The 20541-nt window shown below is 75.0% G+C and carries 25 protein-coding genes; 3 read left to right on the top strand and 22 right to left on the bottom strand.

The genetic code is table 11. The features are described 5' to 3' along the window. Positions 1-21 precede the first annotated feature (21 nt). Together O7604_RS18310 and O7604_RS18305 are read right to left on the bottom strand one after the other, a co-directional pair. On the bottom strand, positions 22-1323 hold the full coding sequence (locus O7604_RS18310; protein ID WP_281577198.1) for a low temperature requirement protein A: 1302 nt from the start codon (positions 1321-1323) through the stop codon (positions 22-24). A gap of 78 nt (positions 1324-1401) precedes the next feature. Next, the gene (locus O7604_RS18305) at positions 1402-2853 is read right to left on the bottom strand and encodes a PLP-dependent aminotransferase family protein (RefSeq protein ID WP_281577197.1); all 1452 of its coding nucleotides are present in this window, start codon (positions 2851-2853) and stop codon (positions 1402-1404) included. A 59-nt stretch (positions 2854-2912) separates the two neighbouring features. Between O7604_RS18305 and O7604_RS18300 the strand changes: the two genes are divergently transcribed. Then, a complete protein-coding gene (locus tag O7604_RS18300; protein WP_281577196.1) occupies positions 2913-3548 on the top strand; it encodes a hypothetical protein in 636 nt (211 codons plus the stop codon). Positions 3549-3664: 116 nt separating this feature from the next. Beyond that, a complete protein-coding gene (locus tag O7604_RS18295) occupies positions 3665-4126 on the top strand; it encodes a hypothetical protein (protein WP_269704919.1) in 462 nt (153 codons plus the stop codon). A 16-nt stretch (positions 4127-4142) separates the two neighbouring features. Here O7604_RS18295 and hisF read toward each other — a convergent pair whose 3' ends face one another. From hisF to hisD, 12 genes are all read right to left on the bottom strand, one after another. After that, on the bottom strand, positions 4143-4910 hold the full coding sequence (gene hisF, locus O7604_RS18290; protein WP_281577195.1) for an imidazole glycerol phosphate synthase subunit HisF: 768 nt from the start codon (positions 4908-4910) through the stop codon (positions 4143-4145). An 85-nt stretch (positions 4911-4995) separates the two neighbouring features. Then, the gene (locus O7604_RS18285; protein WP_281577194.1) at positions 4996-5988 is read right to left on the bottom strand and encodes an NADP-dependent oxidoreductase; all 993 of its coding nucleotides are present in this window, start codon (positions 5986-5988) and stop codon (positions 4996-4998) included. Then, on the bottom strand, positions 5985-6410 hold the full coding sequence (locus tag O7604_RS18280) for an organic hydroperoxide resistance protein (RefSeq protein ID WP_281577193.1): 426 nt from the start codon (positions 6408-6410) through the stop codon (positions 5985-5987). The genes O7604_RS18285 and O7604_RS18280 overlap by 4 nt, the downstream gene beginning before the upstream one ends. Before the next feature lies 1 nt (position 6411). Then, positions 6412-6858 (bottom strand): MarR family transcriptional regulator, encoded by a 447-nt coding sequence (locus tag O7604_RS18275; RefSeq protein WP_281577192.1) that lies wholly within the window; start codon positions 6856-6858, stop codon positions 6412-6414. An 82-nt stretch (positions 6859-6940) separates the two neighbouring features. Further along, positions 6941-7357 carry a RidA family protein gene (locus O7604_RS18270; RefSeq protein WP_269704915.1) on the bottom strand — a complete coding sequence of 139 codons (417 nt, stop codon included), beginning with the start codon at positions 7355-7357 and terminating at the stop codon, positions 6941-6943. Continuing rightward, entirely contained in the window at positions 7354-8082 is a 729-nt protein-coding gene (priA, locus tag O7604_RS18265; protein ID WP_269704914.1) for a bifunctional 1-(5-phosphoribosyl)-5-((5-phosphoribosylamino)methylideneamino)imidazole-4-carboxamide isomerase/phosphoribosylanthranilate isomerase PriA, read from the bottom strand. Before priA ends, O7604_RS18270 begins: the two co-directional genes overlap by 4 nt. 19 nt (positions 8083-8101) lie before the next feature. Continuing rightward, positions 8102-8422, bottom strand: a complete 321-nt coding sequence (locus tag O7604_RS18260; protein WP_269704913.1) for a hypothetical protein — start codon at positions 8420-8422, stop codon at positions 8102-8104. Between the two features lie 19 nt (positions 8423-8441). After that, positions 8442-9062, bottom strand: coding sequence for an imidazole glycerol phosphate synthase subunit HisH (hisH, locus tag O7604_RS18255; RefSeq protein ID WP_269704912.1), 621 nt, complete (start codon positions 9060-9062; stop codon positions 8442-8444). Further along, entirely contained in the window at positions 9062-9223 is a 162-nt protein-coding gene (locus O7604_RS18250) for a hypothetical protein (RefSeq protein WP_216936508.1), read from the bottom strand. Before O7604_RS18250 ends, hisH begins: the two co-directional genes overlap by 1 nt. Positions 9224-9228: 5 nt before the next feature. Continuing rightward, entirely contained in the window at positions 9229-9840 is a 612-nt protein-coding gene (gene hisB / locus O7604_RS18245; RefSeq protein WP_030500263.1) for an imidazoleglycerol-phosphate dehydratase HisB, read from the bottom strand. Further along, positions 9837-10910, bottom strand: coding sequence for a histidinol-phosphate transaminase (locus O7604_RS18240; protein ID WP_194801232.1), 1074 nt, complete (start codon positions 10908-10910; stop codon positions 9837-9839). Before O7604_RS18240 ends, hisB begins: the two co-directional genes overlap by 4 nt. Then, positions 10907-12232: a histidinol dehydrogenase gene (gene hisD / locus O7604_RS18235; protein ID WP_281577191.1), complete on the bottom strand. Its 1326-nt coding sequence runs from the start codon at positions 12230-12232 to the stop codon at positions 10907-10909. Before hisD ends, O7604_RS18240 begins: the two co-directional genes overlap by 4 nt. A gap of 108 nt (positions 12233-12340) precedes the next feature. Here hisD and O7604_RS18230 point away from each other — a divergent pair, with 108 nt between their 5' ends. Next, a complete protein-coding gene (locus tag O7604_RS18230; RefSeq protein WP_269704909.1) occupies positions 12341-13045 on the top strand; it encodes an LON peptidase substrate-binding domain-containing protein in 705 nt (234 codons plus the stop codon). Here the strand turns inward: O7604_RS18230 and O7604_RS18225 are convergent. The 8 genes from O7604_RS18225 to O7604_RS18190 all read right to left on the bottom strand — a co-directional run bounded on the left by O7604_RS18225 (position 13011) and on the right by O7604_RS18190 (position 20539). Continuing rightward, positions 13011-13871 (bottom strand): DUF2567 domain-containing protein, encoded by an 861-nt coding sequence (locus O7604_RS18225; RefSeq protein ID WP_281577190.1) that lies wholly within the window; start codon positions 13869-13871, stop codon positions 13011-13013. The genes O7604_RS18230 and O7604_RS18225 overlap by 35 nt on opposite strands. A gap of 48 nt (positions 13872-13919) precedes the next feature. Beyond that, positions 13920-15458, bottom strand: coding sequence for an ATPase (locus O7604_RS18220; protein ID WP_281577189.1), 1539 nt, complete (start codon positions 15456-15458; stop codon positions 13920-13922). A 140-nt stretch (positions 15459-15598) separates the two neighbouring features. Further along, a complete protein-coding gene (locus tag O7604_RS18215) occupies positions 15599-16447 on the bottom strand; it encodes a hypothetical protein (protein WP_281577188.1) in 849 nt (282 codons plus the stop codon). A 1-nt stretch (position 16448) separates the two neighbouring features. Next, the gene (locus O7604_RS18210) at positions 16449-17393 is read right to left on the bottom strand and encodes an RluA family pseudouridine synthase (protein WP_269704905.1); all 945 of its coding nucleotides are present in this window, start codon (positions 17391-17393) and stop codon (positions 16449-16451) included. Next, positions 17390-17992 carry a signal peptidase II gene (lspA, locus tag O7604_RS18205; protein ID WP_269704904.1) on the bottom strand — a complete coding sequence of 201 codons (603 nt, stop codon included), beginning with the start codon at positions 17990-17992 and terminating at the stop codon, positions 17390-17392. Before lspA ends, O7604_RS18210 begins: the two co-directional genes overlap by 4 nt. A 66-nt stretch (positions 17993-18058) precedes the next feature. Beyond that, positions 18059-18478: a TraR/DksA C4-type zinc finger protein gene (locus O7604_RS18200; protein ID WP_269704903.1), complete on the bottom strand. Its 420-nt coding sequence runs from the start codon at positions 18476-18478 to the stop codon at positions 18059-18061. A 224-nt stretch (positions 18479-18702) separates the two neighbouring features. Further along, the gene (locus tag O7604_RS18195) at positions 18703-20208 is read right to left on the bottom strand and encodes a potassium/proton antiporter (protein ID WP_281577187.1); all 1506 of its coding nucleotides are present in this window, start codon (positions 20206-20208) and stop codon (positions 18703-18705) included. 22 nt (positions 20209-20230) lie between these two features. Continuing rightward, complete coding sequence (locus O7604_RS18190) at positions 20231-20539, bottom strand: DUF167 domain-containing protein (protein WP_091420767.1); 309 nt, start codon at positions 20537-20539, stop codon at positions 20231-20233. Positions 20540-20541: the final 2 nt, after the last annotated feature.

Raw genomic sequence — 20541 nt, 5'->3', positions numbered from 1 at the left:
CGGGGCACGGCCGCGCGCCGTTCACAGGTGCCGCTGCCGCCAGTGGCTCTGCTCGGCCTCGGCGGCGATCTGCTCCTCCAGCGCGAGCTGGCGTACGCGGCGCCGGTGACCGTTCTCGCCCCGGGTCTCCCAGGCCACGCCCGCGCCGGTGAGCACCGCCAGCACGACGAGCGCGTTCAGCTCGTGGAGAGGGGCGACGGCCGGTACGGCGGCGACGAGCAGCAGCACCGTCACCAGCAGCGGCGGCCGTACCCGGCGCTCCGCCAGCCACCAGCACGCGGCGATGCTGAGCAGGTAGAGCCCGACCCCGCCGAACAGGATCCCGGCCCAGAAGGCGCCCAGCGGCGGGCCCCACGCCGGCGTCGTCGGTGAGGTGGCCTCGGCCAGCAGGTCCTTGAGGCCGAGGGCGAAGAGGATGATCCCGGCGATCATCGGCAGGTGCAGGAACGTGTAGGCGGTGCGGGCCAGCCGCAGCCGCGCGGCCGGGTCCCGGGCCTGGTGCACGGCCTGTTCCAGCGCGAACGACAGCGTGTCGAAGTACGCCCACCACAGCGTCGCCACGATCACCACGCCGAGCAGCGCGGCGACCGCCACCGGGCCGGTGAGCGGCAGCCCGCGCTTCGGGCCGAGGCCGAGCGCGATGAGCGACTCGCCGAGCGCGACGAGCACGATCAGCGCGTGCCGTTCCGCCCAGTGCCCGGCCGAGACCACCACCCACCACTGGCGGCCCAGGATCACCCCGGCGAGGTACTCGACGAGCAGCGCCAGCGTCCAGAGCGCCAGTTGCAACGCCACCGCGAGCCGCTCCTGCGCCAGCCGGCCGGGGAGGATGCCGGCGACGACGAGCAGCGCCGTGGCCACGGTCGGGGCCAGGAAACGGATCCGCAGTCCCCGGCGCCGGGCCGCGTCGGCACGGTCGGCCCAGGCGAAGACGGTGAGCTGGGCCGTCCGGATCACGAAGTAGCACCCGGCGAAGACGAGCGGCCCGGGCAGCCAGCCGCCGCGGTTGGCGAACGCGCTGGGCGTGCTGAGCACGAGCAGGAACGTCGCCGCCACGGTGACGATGCCGACCAGCGGCAGCACCCCCTGGTCGGCGCGGAACGCGTTGCCGAGGCGGGCGAAGCCGGTCCACGACCACCAGAGCAACGCCAGCACCAGCAGGAAGCGGTAGAGGTTGACCGGCGTGAGCACCGAGGCGGTGAGCGTGGTGACGCTCAGGAACGCGAAGACGAAGACCAGGTCGTAGAAGAGCTCCAGCCGGGTGGTGCGGGAGCCCGGCGCGCTGCGCCGCACCGTCCACGACCACCGGACCCCGTTCCCCATCCGGGCAGTCTGCGGGCACCGGTCCGGCCGGTGCCGGGGTTCGGACCTTTCACCACCGGATCGGGCGGGCGGGCCCGCTCAGGCGATGACGCTGGGCTCGCGCCACTGCGGGCGGCTGGTGCGGTCCAGGTCGTAGCGCACCGCGGCGAGCCGGCCCACCGCCTCCACCAGTTCCTCGGCGGGCAGCGTGAAGGGCAGCCGCAGGAAGCGCTCCAGCGTCCCGTCCAGGCCGAACCGCGGTCCGGGCGCCAGCCGTACGCCGACCTCCTCGGCCGCCCGGGCCAGCGCGCTGGAGATCGGCCCGTCCAGCTCCGCCCAGAGCGTGACGCCGCCGCCGGGCACCCGTACCCGCCAGTCGGGCAGCCGGTCGGCGAGCGCCGCGACCAGGGCGTCCCGCTGGGCGACGAGCTGGGCCCGGCGGGCGGCCACGATGGCCGGCGCCTCGGTCAGCAGGTGCACGGCAACGAGTTGGTCGAGCACCGGGCTGGCCATGTCCACCCCGACCCGGGCCGCTGCGAGCCGCTGCACCTGGGGTGCGGAGGCGCGGACCCAGCCGATCCGCAGCCCGCCCCAGTAGGGCTTGCTCATGCCGCCGATGCTGATCACCCGGGAGTGCCTGTCGAAGACCGCCACCGGCGGCGGCATCAGGGTGTCGTCCAGCGGCAGGTCGACGAAGGACTCGTCGACCACCAGGTCGGTGCCGGCCGCGTGGGCCGTGCCGACCAGCCGCTCACGCAGGTCGGCCGCCATCAGGTGGCCGGTCGGGTTCTGGAACTCGGGGATCACGTACGCGAGCTTCGGCCGGGTCTGCCGGAGGCTGCCGAGCAGCAGTTCGGCGTCCCAGCCCTCGTCGGACAGGCCGTGGGTGGCGATCCGGGCCCGGCGGGCGGACAGCGCGGCGAGCGCGTTGGGGTAGGTGGGCGATTCGACAAGCACCGCGCCGCCGGGCGACAGGGCCAGCCGCAGCACCAGGTCCAGCGCGTGCTGGGTGCCGCTGGTGACCATGATCTGCTCCGGGCTGGTGGGCAGGCCACGTTCGGTGTACCCGCGGGCCACCGCCTCGCGCAGCTCGATGATGCCGGTCGGGTGGTAGCCGGCGCCGCCGAGGTAGCGGGGCAGGTCCTCGGCCGCGGCCCGGGCGGCCGGGACGAGCTGCGGCGGCGCGGACAGCGCGGCCACGCCGAGGTCGATCATGTCGCGGTCGTCCAGCGGCGTCCACAGCCCGGTGCTGGCGACCTTGTGCCCGCCGGGCAGCATGGTCCAGCTCCCCGCGCCCCGGCGACTGGCCAGGTGGCCGCTCTCCCGCAGTTCCCGGTACGCGGCGGTGACAGTGGTCCGGCTGATCCGCAGCGCCTCGGCCAGCTCCCGCTCGGCCGGCAGGCGTACCCCCAGGGGGAGCCGCCCGTCGGCGAGCAACCCCCGGACGGCGCCGGCGAGCGCGGCGTAGTCGGGGCTGCGGCGACGGCCCGGCAGGGCATGCCACTGACCGAGGAGCCGCGCCAATTGGACGCCGCGAACCTGGCTGGTCATGGCCACACCTCCGAAATTGGCACCCTTGGGCTCTACGATTGGCCCCTAGGGTGGCATGCATGGCACAGCTTGGCAATCTCCGGCACCGGCCGGCGCGACGACTCACCCAGCTCTACGCCGGGCTGGTCCTCTACGGCGTGAGCATGGCGCTGATGATCCGGTCGGAGCTGGGGCTGGACCCGTGGGACGTGTTCCACCAGGGGCTCGCCCGGCAGACCGGCCTGTCCTTCGGCACCGTCACCATCGCCGTCGGTGCCCTCGTGCTGCTGCTCTGGATCCCGCTACGACAGCGTCCCGGCCTCGGCACGGTCAGCAACGTCGTGGTGATCGGGCTGGTCGTCGACGCCACCCTGACCGTGCTGCCGCCCGGCGAGGGCATGGCGGCCCGCGTCACCCTGCTCGTCGCCGGAATCGTCGCCAACGGCGCCGCCACCGGCCTCTACCTCGGCGCCGGGCTCGGCCCCGGCCCGCGCGACGGGCTGATGACCGGCTTCGTCGCCCGCCACCCCCGCTTCTCGGTCCGGCTGGTCCGCACCGTCATCGAGGTCGCCGTGCTCGCGCTCGGCTGGCTGCTCGGCGGCACCGTCGGTCTCGGCACCGTGGCGTACGCGCTGACCATCGGCCCGCTGGCCCAGTTCTTCATCCCGGTCTTCGCGCTGCCCGGGCGGCCGGCGACCGGCGCTTACGCTACGTGACCTCGGCCGGGCCGACCGCCACGGCCCGGGACGATCCGCAACGCGCTGAGCTGCGACGACGCACAACCCGGAAACCAGGTGTTTCCTCCGCCGTCGCGGCCGGGCATCATTCCTGCATGGGGGAGAACGGATGGCGTTGGAGCGACGCCTGGATCTTCGTCGCGTTGGTCATCGCCAGTGGCGCCGGCCGGCACCGGCGGGCCGCCGCGACACGCCGCCCCGAAGGCGTACGGCTGGCCGACGTCCTCTCCACCGCCGACCACCTCAACCAGGCCATCCCGGAGCGGCACGAGGTGGAGGGCGCGGTCCGGCGGCTGGTCGGCGCGGGCCTGGTGAGCGTCGCCGACGGCTGGTTCCGGGTCACCCCGGACGGTGAGCGGCTCTGGCGCACCCGGCCCAGCGCCGGGCTCGGCACCACTGTGGACACGGTGCAGGGCGTGCTGACCCGGCGGCACCCGCCCGCCGAGTCCGAGTGGCAGCTCGCCGAGGACGACCACGCCGCCGCCGTGCAGGAGTACGTGGTGCGGTCGATCCCGATGCCGCGCCGCTCCCCCGAGGGGCACTCCGGCCGGCCCTGAGAGCCGGCGGCCCGCCTCAGCGCACCGGGTGCCCGGCGCCGCGCAGCGCGTCCTTGACCTCGCCGACGGTGAGCTCGCCGAAGTGGAAGACGCTCGCCGCGAGCACCGCGTCCGCCCCGGCGCCGACGGCCGGCGGGAAGTGGGCCACAGCGCCCGCGCCGCCGCTGGCGATCACCGGCACGTCGACCACCTCGCGGACCGCCTGGATCAGCGGCAGGTCGAACCCGGCCTTGGTGCCGTCGGCGTCCATCGAGTTGAGCAGGATCTCGCCCGCGCCCAGTTCGGCGCCGCGTGCCGCCCACTCGACCGCGTCCAGGCCGGTGCCCCGCCGGCCGCCGTGGGTGGTCACCTCGAAGCCGCTCGGCGCCGTGCCGTCCGGGGCGCGGCGTACGTCGAGCGAGAGCACCAGCACCTGCCGGCCGAACCGGTCGGCGATCTCGGCGATCAGCTCCGGCCGGGCGATGGCGGCGGTGTTCACGCCGACCTTGTCCGCACCGGCGCGCAGCAGCGTGTCGACGTCGGCGACCTGGCGGACGCCGCCGCCCACGGTGAGCGGGATGAAGACCGACTCGGCGGTGCGGCGCACCACGTCGAGCATGGTGCCGCGGTCGCTGGACGAGGCGGTGACGTCGAGGAAGGTCAGCTCGTCCGCGCCGGCCCGGTCGTACGCCGCCGCCAGCTCCACCGGGTCGCCGGCGTCGCGCAGGTCGAGGAAGTTGACCCCCTTGACCACGCGCCCGGCGTCCACGTCCAGACACGGGATGACCCGTACCGCCACCGTCATGCCCCGAGCCTAACGAACGCGCGGGCGGTGGTGACCCGCCGGTGAGGCCGGTCACCACCGCCCGGGGTGGAGTGGGTCGCGCCGGTCAGAGACGGACCAGCATCTTGCCGAGGTTCTCGCCGCGCAGCAGGCCGAGGAACGCCTCGGGGGCCTGCTCGATGCCGTCCACGATCGTCTCGTCGTACGACAGCCGGCCCTCGCGCAGCCAGCCCGCCACCTCCTGCACGAACTGCTCCCGCAGGTGACCGTGGTCACTCACGAGGAACCCGCGCAGCGTCAGCCGCTTGCCGATCACCAGCGCCAGGTTGCGCGGCGCGGCGGGCGGCTCGGTGGCGTTGTACTGCGCGATCATGCCGCAGATCGCGGCCCGGCCGTGCACGTTCATCGCCCCGATCGCGGCCTCCAGGTGGTCGCCGCCGACGTTGTCGAAGTACACGTCGACGCCGTCCGGGGCGGCGGCCCGCAGCTGCCGGGACACCGGGCCGTCGTGGTAGTCGAAGGCGGCGTCGAAGCCCAGCGCGGTGAGCCGTTCCACCTTCGCGGCGGAACCGGCGCTGCCGATCACCCGGCCGGCGCCGCGCAGCTTCGCGATCTGGCCGACCATGCTGCCGACCGCGCCGGCCGCGCCGGAGACGAACACCGTCTCCCCCGGCTTCATCGCCGCCACGTCCAGCAGCCCGGCGTACGCGGTCAGCCCGGTCATGCCGAGCACGCCCAGGTACGCGGTGACCGGCGCCAGGTCGGGGTCGATCTTGCGCGCGCCCTTGGCGTCCACGAGGGCGTACTCGCGCCAGCCGAGCCCGTGCAGCACGGTGTCGCCGGGTTTGACGCCCCCGGCCTCGCCGGCCACCACCTCACCGATCGCGCCGCCGTCCAGCGGGGCGTCGAGCGCGAACGGCGGCACGTACGACTTGACGTCGTTCATCCGCCCGCGCATGTACGGGTCGACGGACATGAACCGGTTGCGGACCACTACCTGTCCCGGGCCCGGCGTCGGCACCTCGGTGGTGACCAGCCGGAAGTTCTCCGCGGTCGGCCAGCCCTGCGGCCGGGACGCCAGGTGGATCTCCCGGTTCATCGCGCCTCGCGGACCGTGCGGGTGACCTCGACGTTGCCACGGGTCGCGTTGGAGTAGGGGCACACCTGGTGGGCCGCGTCGACGAGCTGCTCGGCGGCGGCGCGCTCGATCGCGGGCAGGTCGACCACGAGCGTCACGGCCAGGCCGTAGCCGCCGCTGCCGTTCGGGCCGATGCCCACCTCGGCCTCGACGACGGAGCCGGAGACGTCCGCCTTGGCCTGGCGGGCCACCACGCGCAGCGCGGAGTGGAAGCAGGCCGCGTAGCCGGCCGCGAAGAGCTGCTCCGGGTTGGCCGCGCCGCCGGCGCCGCCCATCTCCTTCGGGACGGCGAGGTCCAGCTCGACCGTGCCGTCGGAGGTCCGGACGTGACCGTCGCGGCCGTCGCCGGTGGCGCGGGCGGAGGCGGTGTAGAGCACCTGCATGTCACTGCTCCTTCTGTCGGTGGATCGTCTCGGTGACCCGGGTGAGGATGCCGTGGAGGAAGACCAGTTCGGCCTCGGTGAGCCCGGTGGCGGTGGCCACCCGCCGTGGCACGTCACCCATCCGCTCCCGCAGGGCCCGGCCCTGGCCGGTGAGGCCCACCTCGACCCGGCGCTCATCTGCCGCCGAGCGGGTACGCACCACCAGACCGGCCGCCTCCAGCCGCTTGAGCAGCGGGGAGAGCGTGCCGGAGTCGAGCCGGAGCTGACCGCCGAGCTCGGAGACCGTGGGGGCGTCGTCGCCGCGCTCCCAGAGCACCAGCAGCACCAGGTACTGCGGGTAGGTCAGGCCGTGCTCGTCGAGGATGGGCCGGTAGACGTCGGTCAGGGCGCGCGACGCCGCGTAGAGCGCGAAGCACACCTGCCGGCGCAGTACCAGATCATCGGTCACGTGTTGAACCGTAGCGTGCAATTGAGTTGTGCACAACTTATCCGGGCGCGGAGCGGGACGGCGCCGGCCACCCGGGCACCGGTCAGCGCTCCGGCAGGTACGCCTCCAGCTCGACCTCGACCAGGAGATCGGGGTCGATCAGCCCGGCCACCACCACCATCGTGGCGACCGGCCGCACCGGCCCGAACACCGCGTTGTGCGCCCGCCCCACCTCGTCGGCGTAGATCCGGTCGGTCACGTACATCCGGGTCCGCACCACGTCCCCCGGCCCGGCGCCGACCTCCGCCAGCGCGTCCAGGCCGATCCGGATCGCCTGCGCGGTCTGCGCCGCCGCGTCACCCGCGTGCGCCACCCGGCCGTCCACTGTGGAGGTGCAGCCGGCGGTGATCGCGAGCGAACCGGCCCGGACCACCCGCGAGTAGCCGTACAGCGCCTCCCACGGGCCGCCCGAGCCGAGCCGGGTCACCACCGCGGCGTCGGCGGGCGGCTCCGCCGTCACGCGCCGGCCCGCAGCGTCGCCAGCGCCTCGGCGACGGTGAACGCGCCCGCGTAGAGCGCCTTGCCGGCGATCACGCCCTCCACACCGATCGGCTCCAGCGTGGCGAGCGCCCGCAGGTCGTCCAGCGTGGACACGCCGCCGGAGGCGATCACCGGGGCGTCGGTGCGGGCGCACACCTCACGCAGCAGGTCCAGGTTGGGACCGCGCATGGTGCCGTCCTTGGTGATGTCGGTGACCACGTACCGCGCCGCGCCGGCGGCGTCGAGCCGGGCCAGCACCTCGTACAGGTCACCGCCGTCGCGGGTCCAGCCCCGCGCCGACAGGGTACGGCCGCGCACGTCCAGCCCGATCGCCACCCGGTCGCCGTACTCGCCGCAGATCCGGTCGCACCACTGCGGGTCCTCCAGCGCGGCGGTGCCGATGTTGACCCGGGCCGCCCCGGTGCCCAGCGCCGCCCGCAGCGACTCGTCGTCGCGGATGCCGCCGGACAGTTCCACCTTCACGTCCAGCTTGCCGACCACCTCGGCGAGCAGCGCGGCGTTGGAGCCCCGCCCGAACGCGGCGTCCAGGTCGACCAGGTGGATCCACTCCGCGCCGTCGGACTGCCAGGCCAGCGCCGCGTCCAGCGGGTCGCCGTACGTGGTCTCGCTACCGGCGGCGCCCTGCACGAGCCGGACGGCCTGGCCGTCGGCGACGTCCACGGCGGGCAACAGGGTGAGGCTCAACGCTTCTCTCCTCGGATCCTCAGCGACGGTCCAGCGCGATCACCACGACCGCGGGCAGGACCAGCAACAACAACACGACCAGCACCAGCCGCAGCGCGAGGTCGTCGACCAGATTCCAGATGGCGACCACCGCGACCGCGGTGAGCACCAGGATCGTCGCCCGCTCACGGCGGGTGTGCCGATGCAACCGGCCGGTACGGCCGCGCCGCGGCGACGGCGTCAGCCGGCGTACCAGAGAACGACGCCGCTCCCGGCGTGCCACCCGGCGGGCCCGGGCGGCGCGCGCCCGCTCCTGCTCGGCCTCGCGCTCCGCGCGGCGGCGGGCCCGCTCCTTGCTCACGCGGACGCCCGCGGGCCGGTCACAGCGTGCCGAGCCAGTTGCGCAGCAGCGCGGCCCCGGCGTCGGCCGACTTCTCCGGGTGGAACTGCGCGGCCGACAGCGGCCCCCGCTCCACCGCCGCGACGAAGTCCGCGCCGTGGTGCGCCGTGGTCACCGTGGCGCCCGCCTCGGCCAGCGCCACCGGGTCGGTCACCCCGTAGGAGTGGACGAAGTAGAACCGGGTGCCGTCCGGCAGCCCGGCGAACAGCGCCGAGCCGGCCGGCGGGCGCACGGTGTTCCAGCCCATGTGCGGCAACCGCCGCGCGGGCAGCCGGGTCACGCCGCCGGGCAGCAGCCCCAGCCCCTTGGTGACCACGCCGTGCTCCTCGCCGTGCCCGAAGAGGATCTGCATGCCGACGCAGATGCCCAGCACCGGCCGCCCGGCGGCGACCCGGTCGGCGATGACCGGCCCGGCGCCCAGCGCCTCGATCCCGGCCATGCACGCGGCGAACGCGCCGACGCCCGGCACCACCAGGCCGTCGGCCGACGCGGCGGCGTCCAGGTCGTCGGTGACTGTCACGTCGGCGCCGGCCCGCTCCACCGCGCGCTCGGCCGAACGCAGGTTGCCCGAGCCGTAGTCGAGCACCACCACCCGTGCCATCAGCTCTCCCCCGGCAGCAGCCAGAGCACCCCGGCGACGGTGGCCAGCACGGCCAGCAGGCCGGTGATCACCACGGCGGCGCGGGGAGCGCCCTGCTTGAGCAGCGACCACGTCCCGCCGACCAGCAGGCCGGCCAGGATCAACAGAAGGGTGGGCAGCACCTTCATTAGAGAGCACCCTTCGTGGACGGCACCACACCCGCGTTACGCGGGTCCAGCGCGGTGGCCTCGCGCAGCGCGCGGGAGACGGCCTTGAACTGCGCCTCGACCACGTGGTGGGCGTCCGGGTGGCCGCCGGGACGGGCCGCGCGCAGCACGTCCACGTGCAGCGTGATCCGGGCCGACTGACCGAACGACTCCCAGATGTGCCGGGTCATGCTCGTCGGGTAGACCGGCCCGATGTACGGGGCCAGCGCCGGCTCGTCGTGCACCACGTACGGGCGGCCGGACAGGTCGACGGCGGCGCGGACCAGCACCTCGTCCATCGGGACGGTGGCCGAGCCGTACCGCCGGATGCCGGCCTTGTCGCCCAGCGCCCGGTCGAACGCGGCGCCCAGCGCGAGCGCGGTGTCCTCCATCGTGTGGTGCGCGTCGATCTCCAGGTCGCCGACGGTGTGCACGGTCAGGTCGAAGCCGCCGTGCCGGGCGATCTGGTTGAGCATGTGGTCGTAGAAGCCGACGCCGGTCTCGATGTCGGCCTTGCCGGTGCCGTCGAGGTCGATCTCGACGAGCACCTTCGTCTCGTTTGTGACCCGCTCGATCCGGGCGATCCGGCTCATGAAACTGTCTCCATCGCGGTGAGGAAGGCGTCGGTCTCGGTCGGGGTTCCGGCGGTGACGCGCAGCCAGCCGGGCAGGCCGACGTCGCGCACCAGCACGCCGGCATCGAGCAGGGTACGCCAGGCCACCGCCTGGTCCCCCTCGACGGCGAACAGCACGAAGTTGGCGTCGCTGTCGGCCACCCGGTGGCCCCGGGCGCGCAGCTCGGCGACGATCCGGTCCCGCTGCTCCATGATCGCGGTCACGGTGCCGAGCAGGGCGTCCCGGTGCGCCAGCGCCGCGCGGGCGGCGGCCTGGGTGAGCGCGGACAGGTGGTACGGCAGCCTTACCAGCTGCACCGCGTCCACCACCGCCGGGTCGGCGGCCAGGTAGCCGAGCCGGCCGCCGGCGAACCCGAACGCCTTGCTCATGGTGCGGGTCACCACCAGCCGCGGGTGGCCGGGCAGCACGGCGAGCGCACTCACCGTGCCGGGCCGGGCGAACTCGGCGTACGCCTCGTCGACGATCACCATGCCGGGCGCCTCGTCCAGCACGGCGGCGACCACCGCCGGGTCGAGCGCGGTGCCGGTCGGGTTGTTCGGCGAGCAGAGGAACACCACGTCCGGCCGGTGCTCGCGGACCTGGGCCACCGCCTCGCCGGCGGTGAGACCGAAGTCCGCGCCGCGCCGGGCGGGCACCCACCGGGTGCCGGTGCCGAGCGCCAGCAGCGGGTGCATCGAGTACGCCGGGGTGAAGCCGAGCGCGGTACGCCCGGGACCGGCGAACGCCTGGAGCAGCTGCTGCTGGATCTCGTTGGAGCCGTTCGCCGCCCACACGTGGTCGGCGGTGAGCCCGTGTCCCAGGTAGGCGGCGAGGTCGGCGCGCAGCGCCACCGCGTCCCGGTCCGGGTAGCGGTTGAGGTCGCGCAGCTCGGCGGCGACAGCCTTGCCGATCGCCTCCACCACCGGCTCGGGCACCGGGTAGGAGTTCTCGTTGGTGTTCAGCCGCACCGGCACGTCGAGCTGCGGCGCCCCGTACGGCGTGCGCCCGCGCAGGTCGTCGCGGATGGGCAGGTCGTCGAGCGTGGTCACGACGCGCCGCCGTCGGGGAACCGGACGCTGACCGCCTGGCCGTGCGCGGGCAGGTCCTCCACGGTCGCCAGGGTGACCACGTGCGGGGCCACGTCGCGCAGCGCGTCCTGCGTGTATTCGATCAGGTGGACGCCGCGCAGGAAGGACTGCACGGACAGGCCGGAGGAGTGCCGGGCGCAGCCGCCGGTGGGCAGCACGTGGTTGGAGCCGGCGCAGTAGTCGCCGAGCGACACCGGCGACCAGGCGCCCACGAAGATCGCACCGGCGTTGCGTACCCGCAGCGCCCACTCGCGGGCGTTCTCGGTCTGGATCTCCAGGTGCTCGGCCGCGTACGCGTCGACCACCCGCAGGCCCGCCTCCAGGTCGTCGACCAGGACCACGCCGCTCTGCTCGCCGCGCAGCGCCGTGCCGATCCGCTCGGCGTGCTTGGCCGCGGGCGCCTGCCGGGCCAGCTCGGCGTCGACCGCGTCGGCCAGCGCGGTGGACGGGGTGACCAGCACGCTCGCGGCCAGCGGGTCGTGCTCGGCCTGGCTGATCAGATCGGCGGCGACGTGCGCCGGGTCGGCGGTGTCGTCGGCCAGGATCGCGATCTCGGTCGGGCCGGCCTCGGCGTCGATGCCGACCACGCCGCGCAGCAGCCGCTTCGCGGCGGTGACCCAGATGTTGCCCGGACCGGTGATCATGTCGACCGGCTCGCAGCGCTCGTCCCCGGCCGGGTCGACGGTGGCGCCGTACGCGAGCATGGCGACCGCCTGGGCGCCGCCGACGGCGTACACCTCGTCCACGCCGAGCAGCGCGCAGGCCGCGAGGACCCGGCGGTCGGGCAGGCCGTCGTTGTCCTTCTGCGGCGGGCTCACCACCACCAGGGAGCGCACCCCGGCCGCCTGGGCCGGCACCACGTTCATCACGACGGTCGACGGGTACATGGCCAGGCCGCCGGGGACGTAGAGGCCGACCCGGTCGACCGGCACCCACCGCTCGGTCACCGTGCCGCCGGGCACCACGGTCGTGGTGTGGTCGGTGCGGCGCTGGTCGTCGTGGACCTTGCGAGCCCGGGTGATCGACTCCAGCAGCGCGGCGCGGACCTGCGGGTCCAGCTCGCCCTCGGCGGCGCGGATCGTCTCGACCGGCACCCGCAGCCGCTCCGGGGAGACGCCGTCGAACCGTTCGCTCGCCTCCCGGATCGCCGGGTACCCATGGTCCCGGACCGCCTCCACGAGCGGGCGGATCCGCTCGACCGCCACGGAGACGTCGAGCTGGGCACGGGGCAGCAGGCGGCGCGGGTCACGGACACCGCCGCGCAGGTCGATCCGATTCAGCACGCCTGCGAGTCTAGGCCGCCACCGGTGTCACCGGCCGGGCCCGCCCGCACGCCGGGACGGTGAGCCGGGACACGCGCGGGTGGGCGCGTTGGCGATACGCTCGATCACGTGAGCGCACGGCTGCCGGTGTTCCCGCTCGGGACCGTCCTCTTCCCCGGGCTGGTCCTTCCGCTGCACATCTTCGAGGAGCGCTACAAGGCGCTGGTGCGCCACCTCGTGGGGCTGCCCGAGGGCGCGCCGCGCGAGTTCGGCGTGGTCGCGATCCAGGCCGGCTGGGAGGTCGCGCCGGCCGGGCCGCCGGGTCGCGCCGGGCCGGCCGGCGGCGAGGTCACCCTGCACGAGGTCGGCTGCACCGCCGAACTGCGGCAGGTCACCGAGCTGGCCGACGGCGGCTTCGACATCGTCACGGTGGGGCGGCGGCGCTTCCGGGTCGCCGAGGTCGACGACTCCGCCGAGCCGTACCTGACCGCCGAGGTGGAGTGGCTGCCCGAGCCGGACGGCCCGGACGAGGTCTCCGACCTGCTGGCGGCCCGGGTGATCTCGGTGTTCCGGCAATATCTCGGCCTGATCCGGCCGGACCAGCAGGAGATCACCGAGCAGCTGCCGGAGGATCCGACGGTCCTGTCGCACCTGGTCGCCGCGACCGCCGCGCTGACCGTCGCCGACCGGCAGCGGCTGCTCGCCGCCGACGACACGGCCGGCCGGCTGCGCGCCGAGCTGCGCCTGCTCAACCGGGAGACGGCGCTGCTGCGGCAGGTGCGCGCGGTGCCGGTGCCGCTCAGCGAGCTGGCTGGTCCCCCGGCGCCGAACTGAACCCGGGCGGGGGCGGCGGCCAGGTCGCGTCGAGCTCCGGCTCCGGCCGCAGCGACGGCCACCGCGACCAGCCCGCCAGCAGCGTGTACGTGACGGCGGCGCCGAACGCGGCGAGCAGCAGGTTCCCGTGCGGCAACGGCAGCGGGCCGTACCAGTCGACGCCACCGGCGCGCAGGTCGACGGGCTTGGTGAAGGCGGTTCCCGGCGGCGCGGTCTCCACCAGCCGCTGGAACGTCGACAGCCCGATCCGGCGGCCGACCTGCCAGGCCACCACTGCCGCGCCGAGACCGCCGAGCGTCACCGCGACCAGGCCGGCCGGGCCGCGCCGGCGGCGCAGCACCACCCACAGGGCGATCGCGGCGAGCACACCGAAGCCGAGCGTCAGGAGGCTGAACCAGCCGTCCGCGGCGATCGGCTGCTCCGGCTGGGTGGTCGCGTAGACCGCGCCCGCCGGGGTCTGCCGTACCGGGGTGGCGGGCGCCGCCCACGCCCACAGCAGGCCCAGCGGGACGCCGAGCGCGGTGAGCAGCGCGACCACGGCCAGCGCGGTGAGCAGCGGGCGGCCGGACCGGCCGGCGTCGGCGCCAGGTAGCTGCGCCACCACGCCGGGGTACCCGGCTAGCGGGTCGGCGCCGGGCGCGGTGACCGGCGTGCCTGCCGGTACCGGCAGGCCGCCGGGCCAGCCGGGCGGCTGCTCGCGCGCGGGCCACGCGCCGTCGCCGGGCCACGGGGCGTTTCCGGTACGCGGGACGGCGTCGCCGGTACGCGCGTCGGTGCCGTCGGTGCGCTCGCGCGCCCGCTCGGGCTCAGGGGTGTCCGGACTCACCCGTTGATCCTCTCAGGCCCGGGCACGGCGCGGGGCGGTGGTCACCGCTCAGCGCGCGAACGGTTCCACCATCACCGCTGCCGCCTTGAGCCAGGCGTTGCGGGTCTCGGCCTGGAGCTGGTGGTACTCGATCGAGGAGCCGGTCTCCAGCGCCGGGTCGTAGGGCACCACGGCGACCGCCCGGGTACGGGTGGCGAAGTGCCGTTCCAGGTCGTCCTGCAACGAGGTACGCCCCGGCGTCGGGCAGGAGATCAACGTGACCGCGTTGTCGGCCAGCTCCCCCATGCCCTCCTCGTGCAGCAGGTCGAGCATCCAGTCCGCGCTGAACGCCGCGTCCTCGCGCGGCACGGTGGTCACCACGAGCTGGTCGGCGGCCTGCATGACGGTGCGCCAGTTCGGGCTCTCCACGTTGTTGCCGGTGTCCACGCAGACCACCTCGTGGGTGCGGCGCAGCAGCTCCAGCACCCGCTTGACGGTGAACTGGTCGAGCCGCTGGGCGAAGCGCGGGCTCTCCTCGCCGGCCAGCACGTCGTACGAGCCGTCGGAGGCGTGCCGCAGGTAGTCGTCGAGGTGCGACAGCAGCGTGTTGCCCTCGAGGATCTCGATCTGCGCCAGGTCGTGGATCAGGTGGCGGATGGTACGGGCGTGCCGGGCGCTGCCGGCTCGCAGACCGAGCGTGCCGCGCAGTTCGTTGTCGTCCCAGGCGAGCACGCCGCGCCCGCGGACGCTGCCCACGGTGGCGGCGGCGAGCACCGTCGCGGTGGTCTTGTGCACGCCGCCCTTGGGGTTGGCGAAGGCGAGCACCCGGGGGGTGCCCAGCTCGCGGCGCAGCACGCTGGTGGCGCGTTCCAGCTCGGCGTCCGGCTCGGGGGCACGCCACTTCGCCTGGGCCGGCGCGGCCCGGCCCGCCCGGCCGGAGCGGCCCTCCAGCGGGCTGCGCGGCGCGGGCACCACCGGTTCCGGCGCGGGCGGGACGTCCGGCCGGTAGCGGCCCCGGTCGAGCAGGGCGTACCGGGACTCGGCAGGCGGCGGCGCGGGCCGGTAGCCGCTGTCGAGAAGGGAGTACCGGGACTCGGCCGGCGCCTCGGCCCGGCCGTGCGGCTCCGGCCGTGCCGGTTCGGCGCGCCATGACGGCTCCGGCCGGGGCTCGGCGGCGAAGGGCGGGTCCGGCGCGATCGACGGCTCGGCGCGCCAGGACGGCTCGGCCGGGTAGGGCTGCCCGGTGCGCCAGGACGGCTCCGGGTCGCTGCGGTACGCCGGTTCGGCCCGGTAGGCCGGCTCGCCGTCGTGGCGGGGATCGGCGCGGAAGGCCGGGTCGACCCGGAACGTGGCCTCGGCGCGGTAGCCGGGCTCGGCGCCGTACGACCCGTCGGGCGCGCGGCCGACGGCGGTGGCGCGCCCGGTCCACCCGGTGCCCGCGGCACGACGGGGCAGCGGGTCGGGCGGCGGCGCCGGTTGCTCCTCGACGTGCCGGTCGGCGTCGGCGTGCTCCGCGCCGCGACCGCCGAGCCGGGCCCGGTCGAGCAGCGCCCGCCACCGCGGTGCCGGCTCGCCCTGCCGACCCCAGCCGGTCTCGCTGCCGTCCAAGGATTCGCCCTCCCCCAGCCCATCGATCTCCGCCTGACAGGCTACGAACGAAACCCTATTCGGACCACTCCCCGCGCCGCACATCGCCCGGCGGCCTGCCGCACCATGGGATCGGCCCGGTCACCGCGGGCCCCGATGTCTCAGGAGGTGGGAGCGGGGTTGGGTGCCCCGGAGCCGCCGCCCGGCGCCGGGGCGGTGGGTGAAGGTCCGCTCACCGTCCGTGCAGCTTCCGACGAATCGCCCATTCCGCCTGCCTCGGTGGGTTCGCCGTCGGCGGGTGGGCGGACCACGTCACGCTGCTCGGGCAGCGGCGGGGTGAACACGGTCCGGTCCAGGCGGCGGACCTCCGGCGCCGGGTCCACCACCCGCACGCCCGGACGCCCGGCGAGCGCGCGCAGGGCCTCCGGTGCGGCACTCACCACCGCGGCGTAGACGCAGGCGCAGCCCGTCCGGTACGCCTCGGCCTCGCGCGCGGCGACCTCGGCGCCACTGTCGTACACCCGGCGCAGCTCCGGATCGGCGGTGGTCGCGGCGGCGCGGGAGCGGTAGTCCGCGGCCTCGGCGTCCTTGCGCGTCGCGACGCCGGCCATGCCGGCCACCAGGTCCTGGGGCAGGCGCAGCGCCGCGATCCGGACGATCTCGGTCTGCCGGCCGGGCAGCGGTACCCGCGCCACCACCGCCGAGACCCGCGTGCCGTCCAGCGCGGCGGCCGCCCGCGCCGGGGTCAGGTAGCCGTCGAACGAGACGAGCGCGTAGCCGTCGGGGGCGTCGAGGCGGGCCAGCTCGTCCCCGGCGGCCCGCAGGTACGCCGGGATGCTCGCGCCGTCGCTCACGCCGACCCGGGTCACCTCGCCGACAGTGCGGTCGCTCACCGGCCGGTCCCGCCGCTGGGCCACCGCGACCACCAGCACCACGAGCGCGCAGGCCAGCGCGATCCAGGTCAGCGCGGCGGACCGGGACCGGCGCGGCGGCGCGGGATCGTCGCTCACGTCAGTCGCGCAGGATCTCCAGCGCGCGGGCCAGGTCGTCCGGGTACTCGCTGACGAACGTCACCTCGTCGCCCGTGCCCGGGTGCGCGAAGCTCAGCGAGCGGGCGTGCAGCCACTGCCGGGCCAGCCCCAGCCGGGCCGACAGCGTCGGGTCCGCGCCGTAGGTCAGGTCACCCACGCAGGGGTGCCGCATGCTGGAGAAGTGCACCCGGATCTGGTGCGTACGCCCGGTCTCCAGCCGCACGTCGAGCAGGCTGGCGGCGGGGAACGCCTCGATCGTGTCGTAGTGGGTGATGCTCGGCTTGCCGCCGGAGACCACGGCCCAGCGGTAGTCGTGGTGCGGGTGCCTGTCGATCGGCGCGTCGATGGTGCCGCTCAGCGGGTCCGGGTGGCCCTGCACCACGGCGTGGTAGCGCTTCTCCACCTCGCGGTACTTGAACGCCCGCTTCAGCGCGGTGTACGCGCGCTCGCTCTTGGCCACCGCCATGATCCCGGTGGTGCCCACGTCGAGCCGGTGCACCACGCCCTGCCGCTCGGCGGCGCCGCTCGTGGAGATCCGGTGGCCGATGCCGGCCAGCCCGCCGATCACCGTGGGGCCGGTCCAGCCCGGGCTGGGGTGGGCCGCCACCCCGACCGGCTTGTCCACCACCACGATGTCGTCGTCGGCGTACACCACGGTCAGGCCGGGCACCGCCTGCGGCACCACAGTCGGCGGTGCCGGCGGCGCGGGCAGCGTGACCTCCAGCCACGAGCCCGCCTTGACCTTGTGCGAGTTGGGCCGGACCACGCCGTCGACGAGCGCGTCGCCGGCGTCGATCAGGCCGGCGGCGGCGGTGCGGGAGAGCCCGAACAGCCGGGACACGGCCTGGTCCAGGCGCATCCCGTCGAGGCCGTCCGGCACGGGCAGGGAGCGGGTGTCGCCGGCGGCGGCGAACGCGGAGGTCACGCGCTCTCCCGCTGCTCGGCCGGGGCGGCGTCGTCGCGCTTCTCGTCGCGCAGCCGGGAGCCGTCGCGCTGGCGGCCGGTCAGCTCCAGGAAGACCGCGAGCACCACGCCGCACACCAGCGAGCTGTCGGCCAGGTTGAACACCGGCCAGACCTGGCCGTACGGGTCGAAGAGGCTGATCATGTCGACCACGTGGCCGACGAAGTGCCCCGGCGCGCGGAAGATCCGGTCGATCAGGTTGCCCAGCGCACCGCCCAGCACCAGTCCCAGCGACACCGCCCAGGGCAGCGAGCGCAGCCGCAACGCCATCCAGGCGATCCACCCGACCACCACGAACGTGATGATCGGGAAGACCCAGGTGTGGTCCGAGCCGATGCTCCAGGCCGCGCCGCTGTTGCGGGTGAGGCTGAGGTAGACCGCGCCACCGAGCAGCGACACCGGTTCCCGGCCGGTCAGCTCGGCGAGCGCGAGCTGCTTCGTGCCGAGATCCGCCAGCAGCGAGAACAGGGACACGCCGAGCAGCAGGCCGACGGCCTTACGGCGAGGCGCGCCGGCGCCCGACTCGGTGGTGCCGGCCCCGGCGGGCGGTGCTGCGGTCATCTGCTCCCCATCGACGTTCGCGACGGTGTGGTCACCGTCTGCCGTACGGCCGCCGGGGAGCGGTGATCAGCGCCGCTCCTCCAGCTGCTTGCACGTCACGCAGAGGGTGGCCGACGGGAACGCGGCGAGCCGCTCCACCGGGATCGGGTTGCCGCACCGCTCGCACCAGCCGTAGCCACCCTCGTCGAGGCGCTCCAGGGCGCGCTCGACCTGCGTGATTCGTTCCTTGATGCTGTTGGCGAGAGAGATCTCCTGCTCCCGCTCGAACGTCTTGGTCCCGGTGTCGGCCTGGTCGTCCCCGGCCGAGTCGGTCAGCCGCTCGCGCTGCAGCTCGGTGATCTCGCTCAGCGTCTGATCGTACTCGGCCGTGAGCTCGTCCCGCCGTGCCGCCAGGGCGGCCCGGATCTTCTCGGTCTCCGCCGCGCTGCGGGTGGCCTTCGCCACCGGCTTGCGACCGGCGGTCCTGGTGTCGGCTGGCTTCGCCATCGTCAGCTCCCTCAGCCGCGCGGAGCGGCGGTCAGCGGTGCGTGGGCGGGGACGCCCACGTCGGCGTCCCCCGCGTACGGAAGGGTGCACGGCGAGCGGCCCGCCGTGCACTCCGGAGGTTGGCAAGAATACGGAACGTACAGGCGTCCGACAACGTGCCGCACCGTAGTCCCACGTATTCGCCCCGGACTGCCATCAATCGGGGCAAAAGGAACGGTAGCAGATCAGCGGGCCGGCTCCTCGCCGTACTCCCCGAACCACCTCGCCAACCGGCCCCGGCGGCTCACCGCCCGCAGCCGCCGCTCGGTCTCGTCCCGTACACCGGCGGTGGCCACGATGAGCAGGCTGTCCCCGACCTTGAGCCGGGTGTCCGCGCCCGGCACGAAACCGACGCCGTCGCGCAGCACCAGGGTGACCGCGGCACCGACAGGCAGCCGCAGCTCGTCCACGTGCACCCCGGCCAGCCGCGACCCGGGCGGCACCTCCAACTGGAGCAGATCGGCGCGCATCCGCTCCAGCGGGGCCGTCTCCAGCAGGATCTCGCTCGCCTCGGCCGGTGCGGTCACGCCCAGCCGCCGGGCCGCCCGCGCCAGCGTGCCCGCCTGGAGCAACGTGAAGATCACCACCAGGACGAAGACCGCGTCGAACAGGCGGTCCGCCCCCGGTACGTGCAGCGACAGCGGGATGGTCGCCAGCACCACCGGCACCGCGCCGCGCAGCCCGGCCCAGGACAGGAACAACTGCTCGCGCAGGTTCACCCGGAACGGCAGCGCGGAGATCGCCACCGACAGCGGCCGGGCGAGCAGCAGCAGGGCCAGCCCGGTGATCACGGCCGGCAGCACCGCCGAGTCCAGCCGGCGCGGCGAGACCAGCAGGCCCAGCAGCACGAACAACCCGATCTGGGCCAGCCAGGCCAGCCCGTCGGCGAAACCGAGGATGGCCTGCCGGTGCGGCAGCCGGGAGTTGCCGAGCAGCACGCCCGCGACGTACACGGCGAGGAAACCCGAGGCGTGCAGCACCGAGCCGGCCGCGTACGCGAGCACGGTGAAGCCGACCACCGCGATCGGGTACAGGCCGGCCGACGGCAGCGCGGCCCGGCGCAGCGCGTACCGGCCGGCCAGCCCGGCGCCGACCCCGACCGCCGCGCCCGCGCTCAGCTCGTAGCCGACCAGCAGCACCTCGTACCACCAGGGGTGGGCGACCCCGGCCCCGGCGCGGGACAGCACCAGCACCAGCAGGACGACCGGGGCGTCGTTCACGCCGGACTCCGCCTCCAGCGCGGCGACCAGCCGGGGCGGCAGGCGCAACCGGCGCAGCGTGGCGAACACCGCCGCCGCGTCGGTGGAGGAGAGCACCGCGCCGTAGAGCAGGGCCAGCCGCCAGTCCAGGCCGAGCAGCAGGTGCACCACTACGCCGACGACCACGATGCTGACCACCACACCGACGGTGGACAGCGCCGCGGCCAGGCCCAGCACCGGCCGCAACGTGCTCCACCGCGCGGTCAGGCCGCCCTCGGCGATGATCACGATGAGCGCGCAGAAGCCGAGCACCCGGGTCAGCTCGACGTCGTCGAAGCGGATGCCCAGCCCCGCCTCGCCGAGTAGCACCCCCAGCGCCAGGTAGACCAGCAGGCTCGGCACGCCGAGCCGGGTGGAGAACCGCACCGCGCCCACCGCGACCAGCAGCACGGCGGCGCCCACGAGCAACGCGACGTCGAGCCCCGGGGTCATCGCCGGCCGGCCCGACCGGACCTCACGCCGTGCTGCCGTCGCGCAGCCGGCGCAGCACCTCGGGCAGCCCGTCGTGCGGGCGCTCGACCAGGAAGAGCTTGTCGCGGCTGGCGGCGCCGGACCGCAGCGACACGGTCGCCGGCCGGACGCCGAGCGCGTCGGCGAGCGCGCGCCGGGCCGCCTCGGTGGCGCGGCCGTCGACCGCCGGCGCGTGCACCGCGACGACGAGCGCGGGACCGTACGGCCCGTCGAACCGCCCGCCCACCCGGGCACGGGACGCTCCGGGCTTCACCCGCACCGCGACGGTGAGTGTGTCGTCCGCGATCGTCATGG

It is taken from the genome of Micromonospora sp. WMMA1947 (genome assembly GCF_027497355.1).
Taxonomy (GTDB): Bacteria; Actinomycetota; Actinomycetes; order Mycobacteriales; family Micromonosporaceae; genus Micromonospora.
Note: the sequence above shows the minus strand (reverse complement) of the source record. Positions and strands in the feature narration are given on the sequence as shown.

What these genes read in the sequence shown, in the direction of transcription:
- O7604_RS18280 (WP_281577193.1), bottom strand. Translation starts at nt 6,410, where the DNA reads ATGCAGGTGCTCTACACCGCCTCCGCCCGCGCCACCGGCGACGGCCGC.
- O7604_RS18310 (WP_281577198.1), bottom strand. Translation starts at nt 1,323, where the DNA reads ATGGGGAACGGGGTCCGGTGGTCGTGGACGGTGCGGCGCAGCGCGCCG.
- O7604_RS18300 (WP_281577196.1), top strand. Translation starts at nt 2,913, where the DNA reads ATGGCACAGCTTGGCAATCTCCGGCACCGGCCGGCGCGACGACTCACC.
- hisF (WP_281577195.1), bottom strand. Translation starts at nt 4,910, where the DNA reads ATGACGGTGGCGGTACGGGTCATCCCGTGTCTGGACGTGGACGCCGGG.
- O7604_RS18295 (WP_269704919.1), top strand. Translation starts at nt 3,665, where the DNA reads ATGGGGGAGAACGGATGGCGTTGGAGCGACGCCTGGATCTTCGTCGCG.
- O7604_RS18200 (WP_269704903.1), bottom strand. Translation starts at nt 18,478, where the DNA reads ATGGCGAAGCCAGCCGACACCAGGACCGCCGGTCGCAAGCCGGTGGCG.
- O7604_RS18285 (WP_281577194.1), bottom strand. Translation starts at nt 5,988, where the DNA reads ATGAACCGGGAGATCCACCTGGCGTCCCGGCCGCAGGGCTGGCCGACC.
- hisH (WP_269704912.1), bottom strand. Translation starts at nt 9,062, where the DNA reads ATGGCACGGGTGGTGGTGCTCGACTACGGCTCGGGCAACCTGCGTTCG.
- hisB (WP_030500263.1), bottom strand. Translation starts at nt 9,840, where the DNA reads ATGAGCCGGATCGCCCGGATCGAGCGGGTCACAAACGAGACGAAGGTG.
- lspA (WP_269704904.1), bottom strand. Translation starts at nt 17,992, where the DNA reads ATGACCGCAGCACCGCCCGCCGGGGCCGGCACCACCGAGTCGGGCGCC.
- O7604_RS18305 (WP_281577197.1), bottom strand. Translation starts at nt 2,853, where the DNA reads ATGACCAGCCAGGTTCGCGGCGTCCAATTGGCGCGGCTCCTCGGTCAG.
- O7604_RS18195 (WP_281577187.1), bottom strand. Translation starts at nt 20,208, where the DNA reads ATGACCCCGGGGCTCGACGTCGCGTTGCTCGTGGGCGCCGCCGTGCTG.
- O7604_RS18190 (WP_091420767.1), bottom strand. Translation starts at nt 20,539, where the DNA reads ATGACGATCGCGGACGACACACTCACCGTCGCGGTGCGGGTGAAGCCC.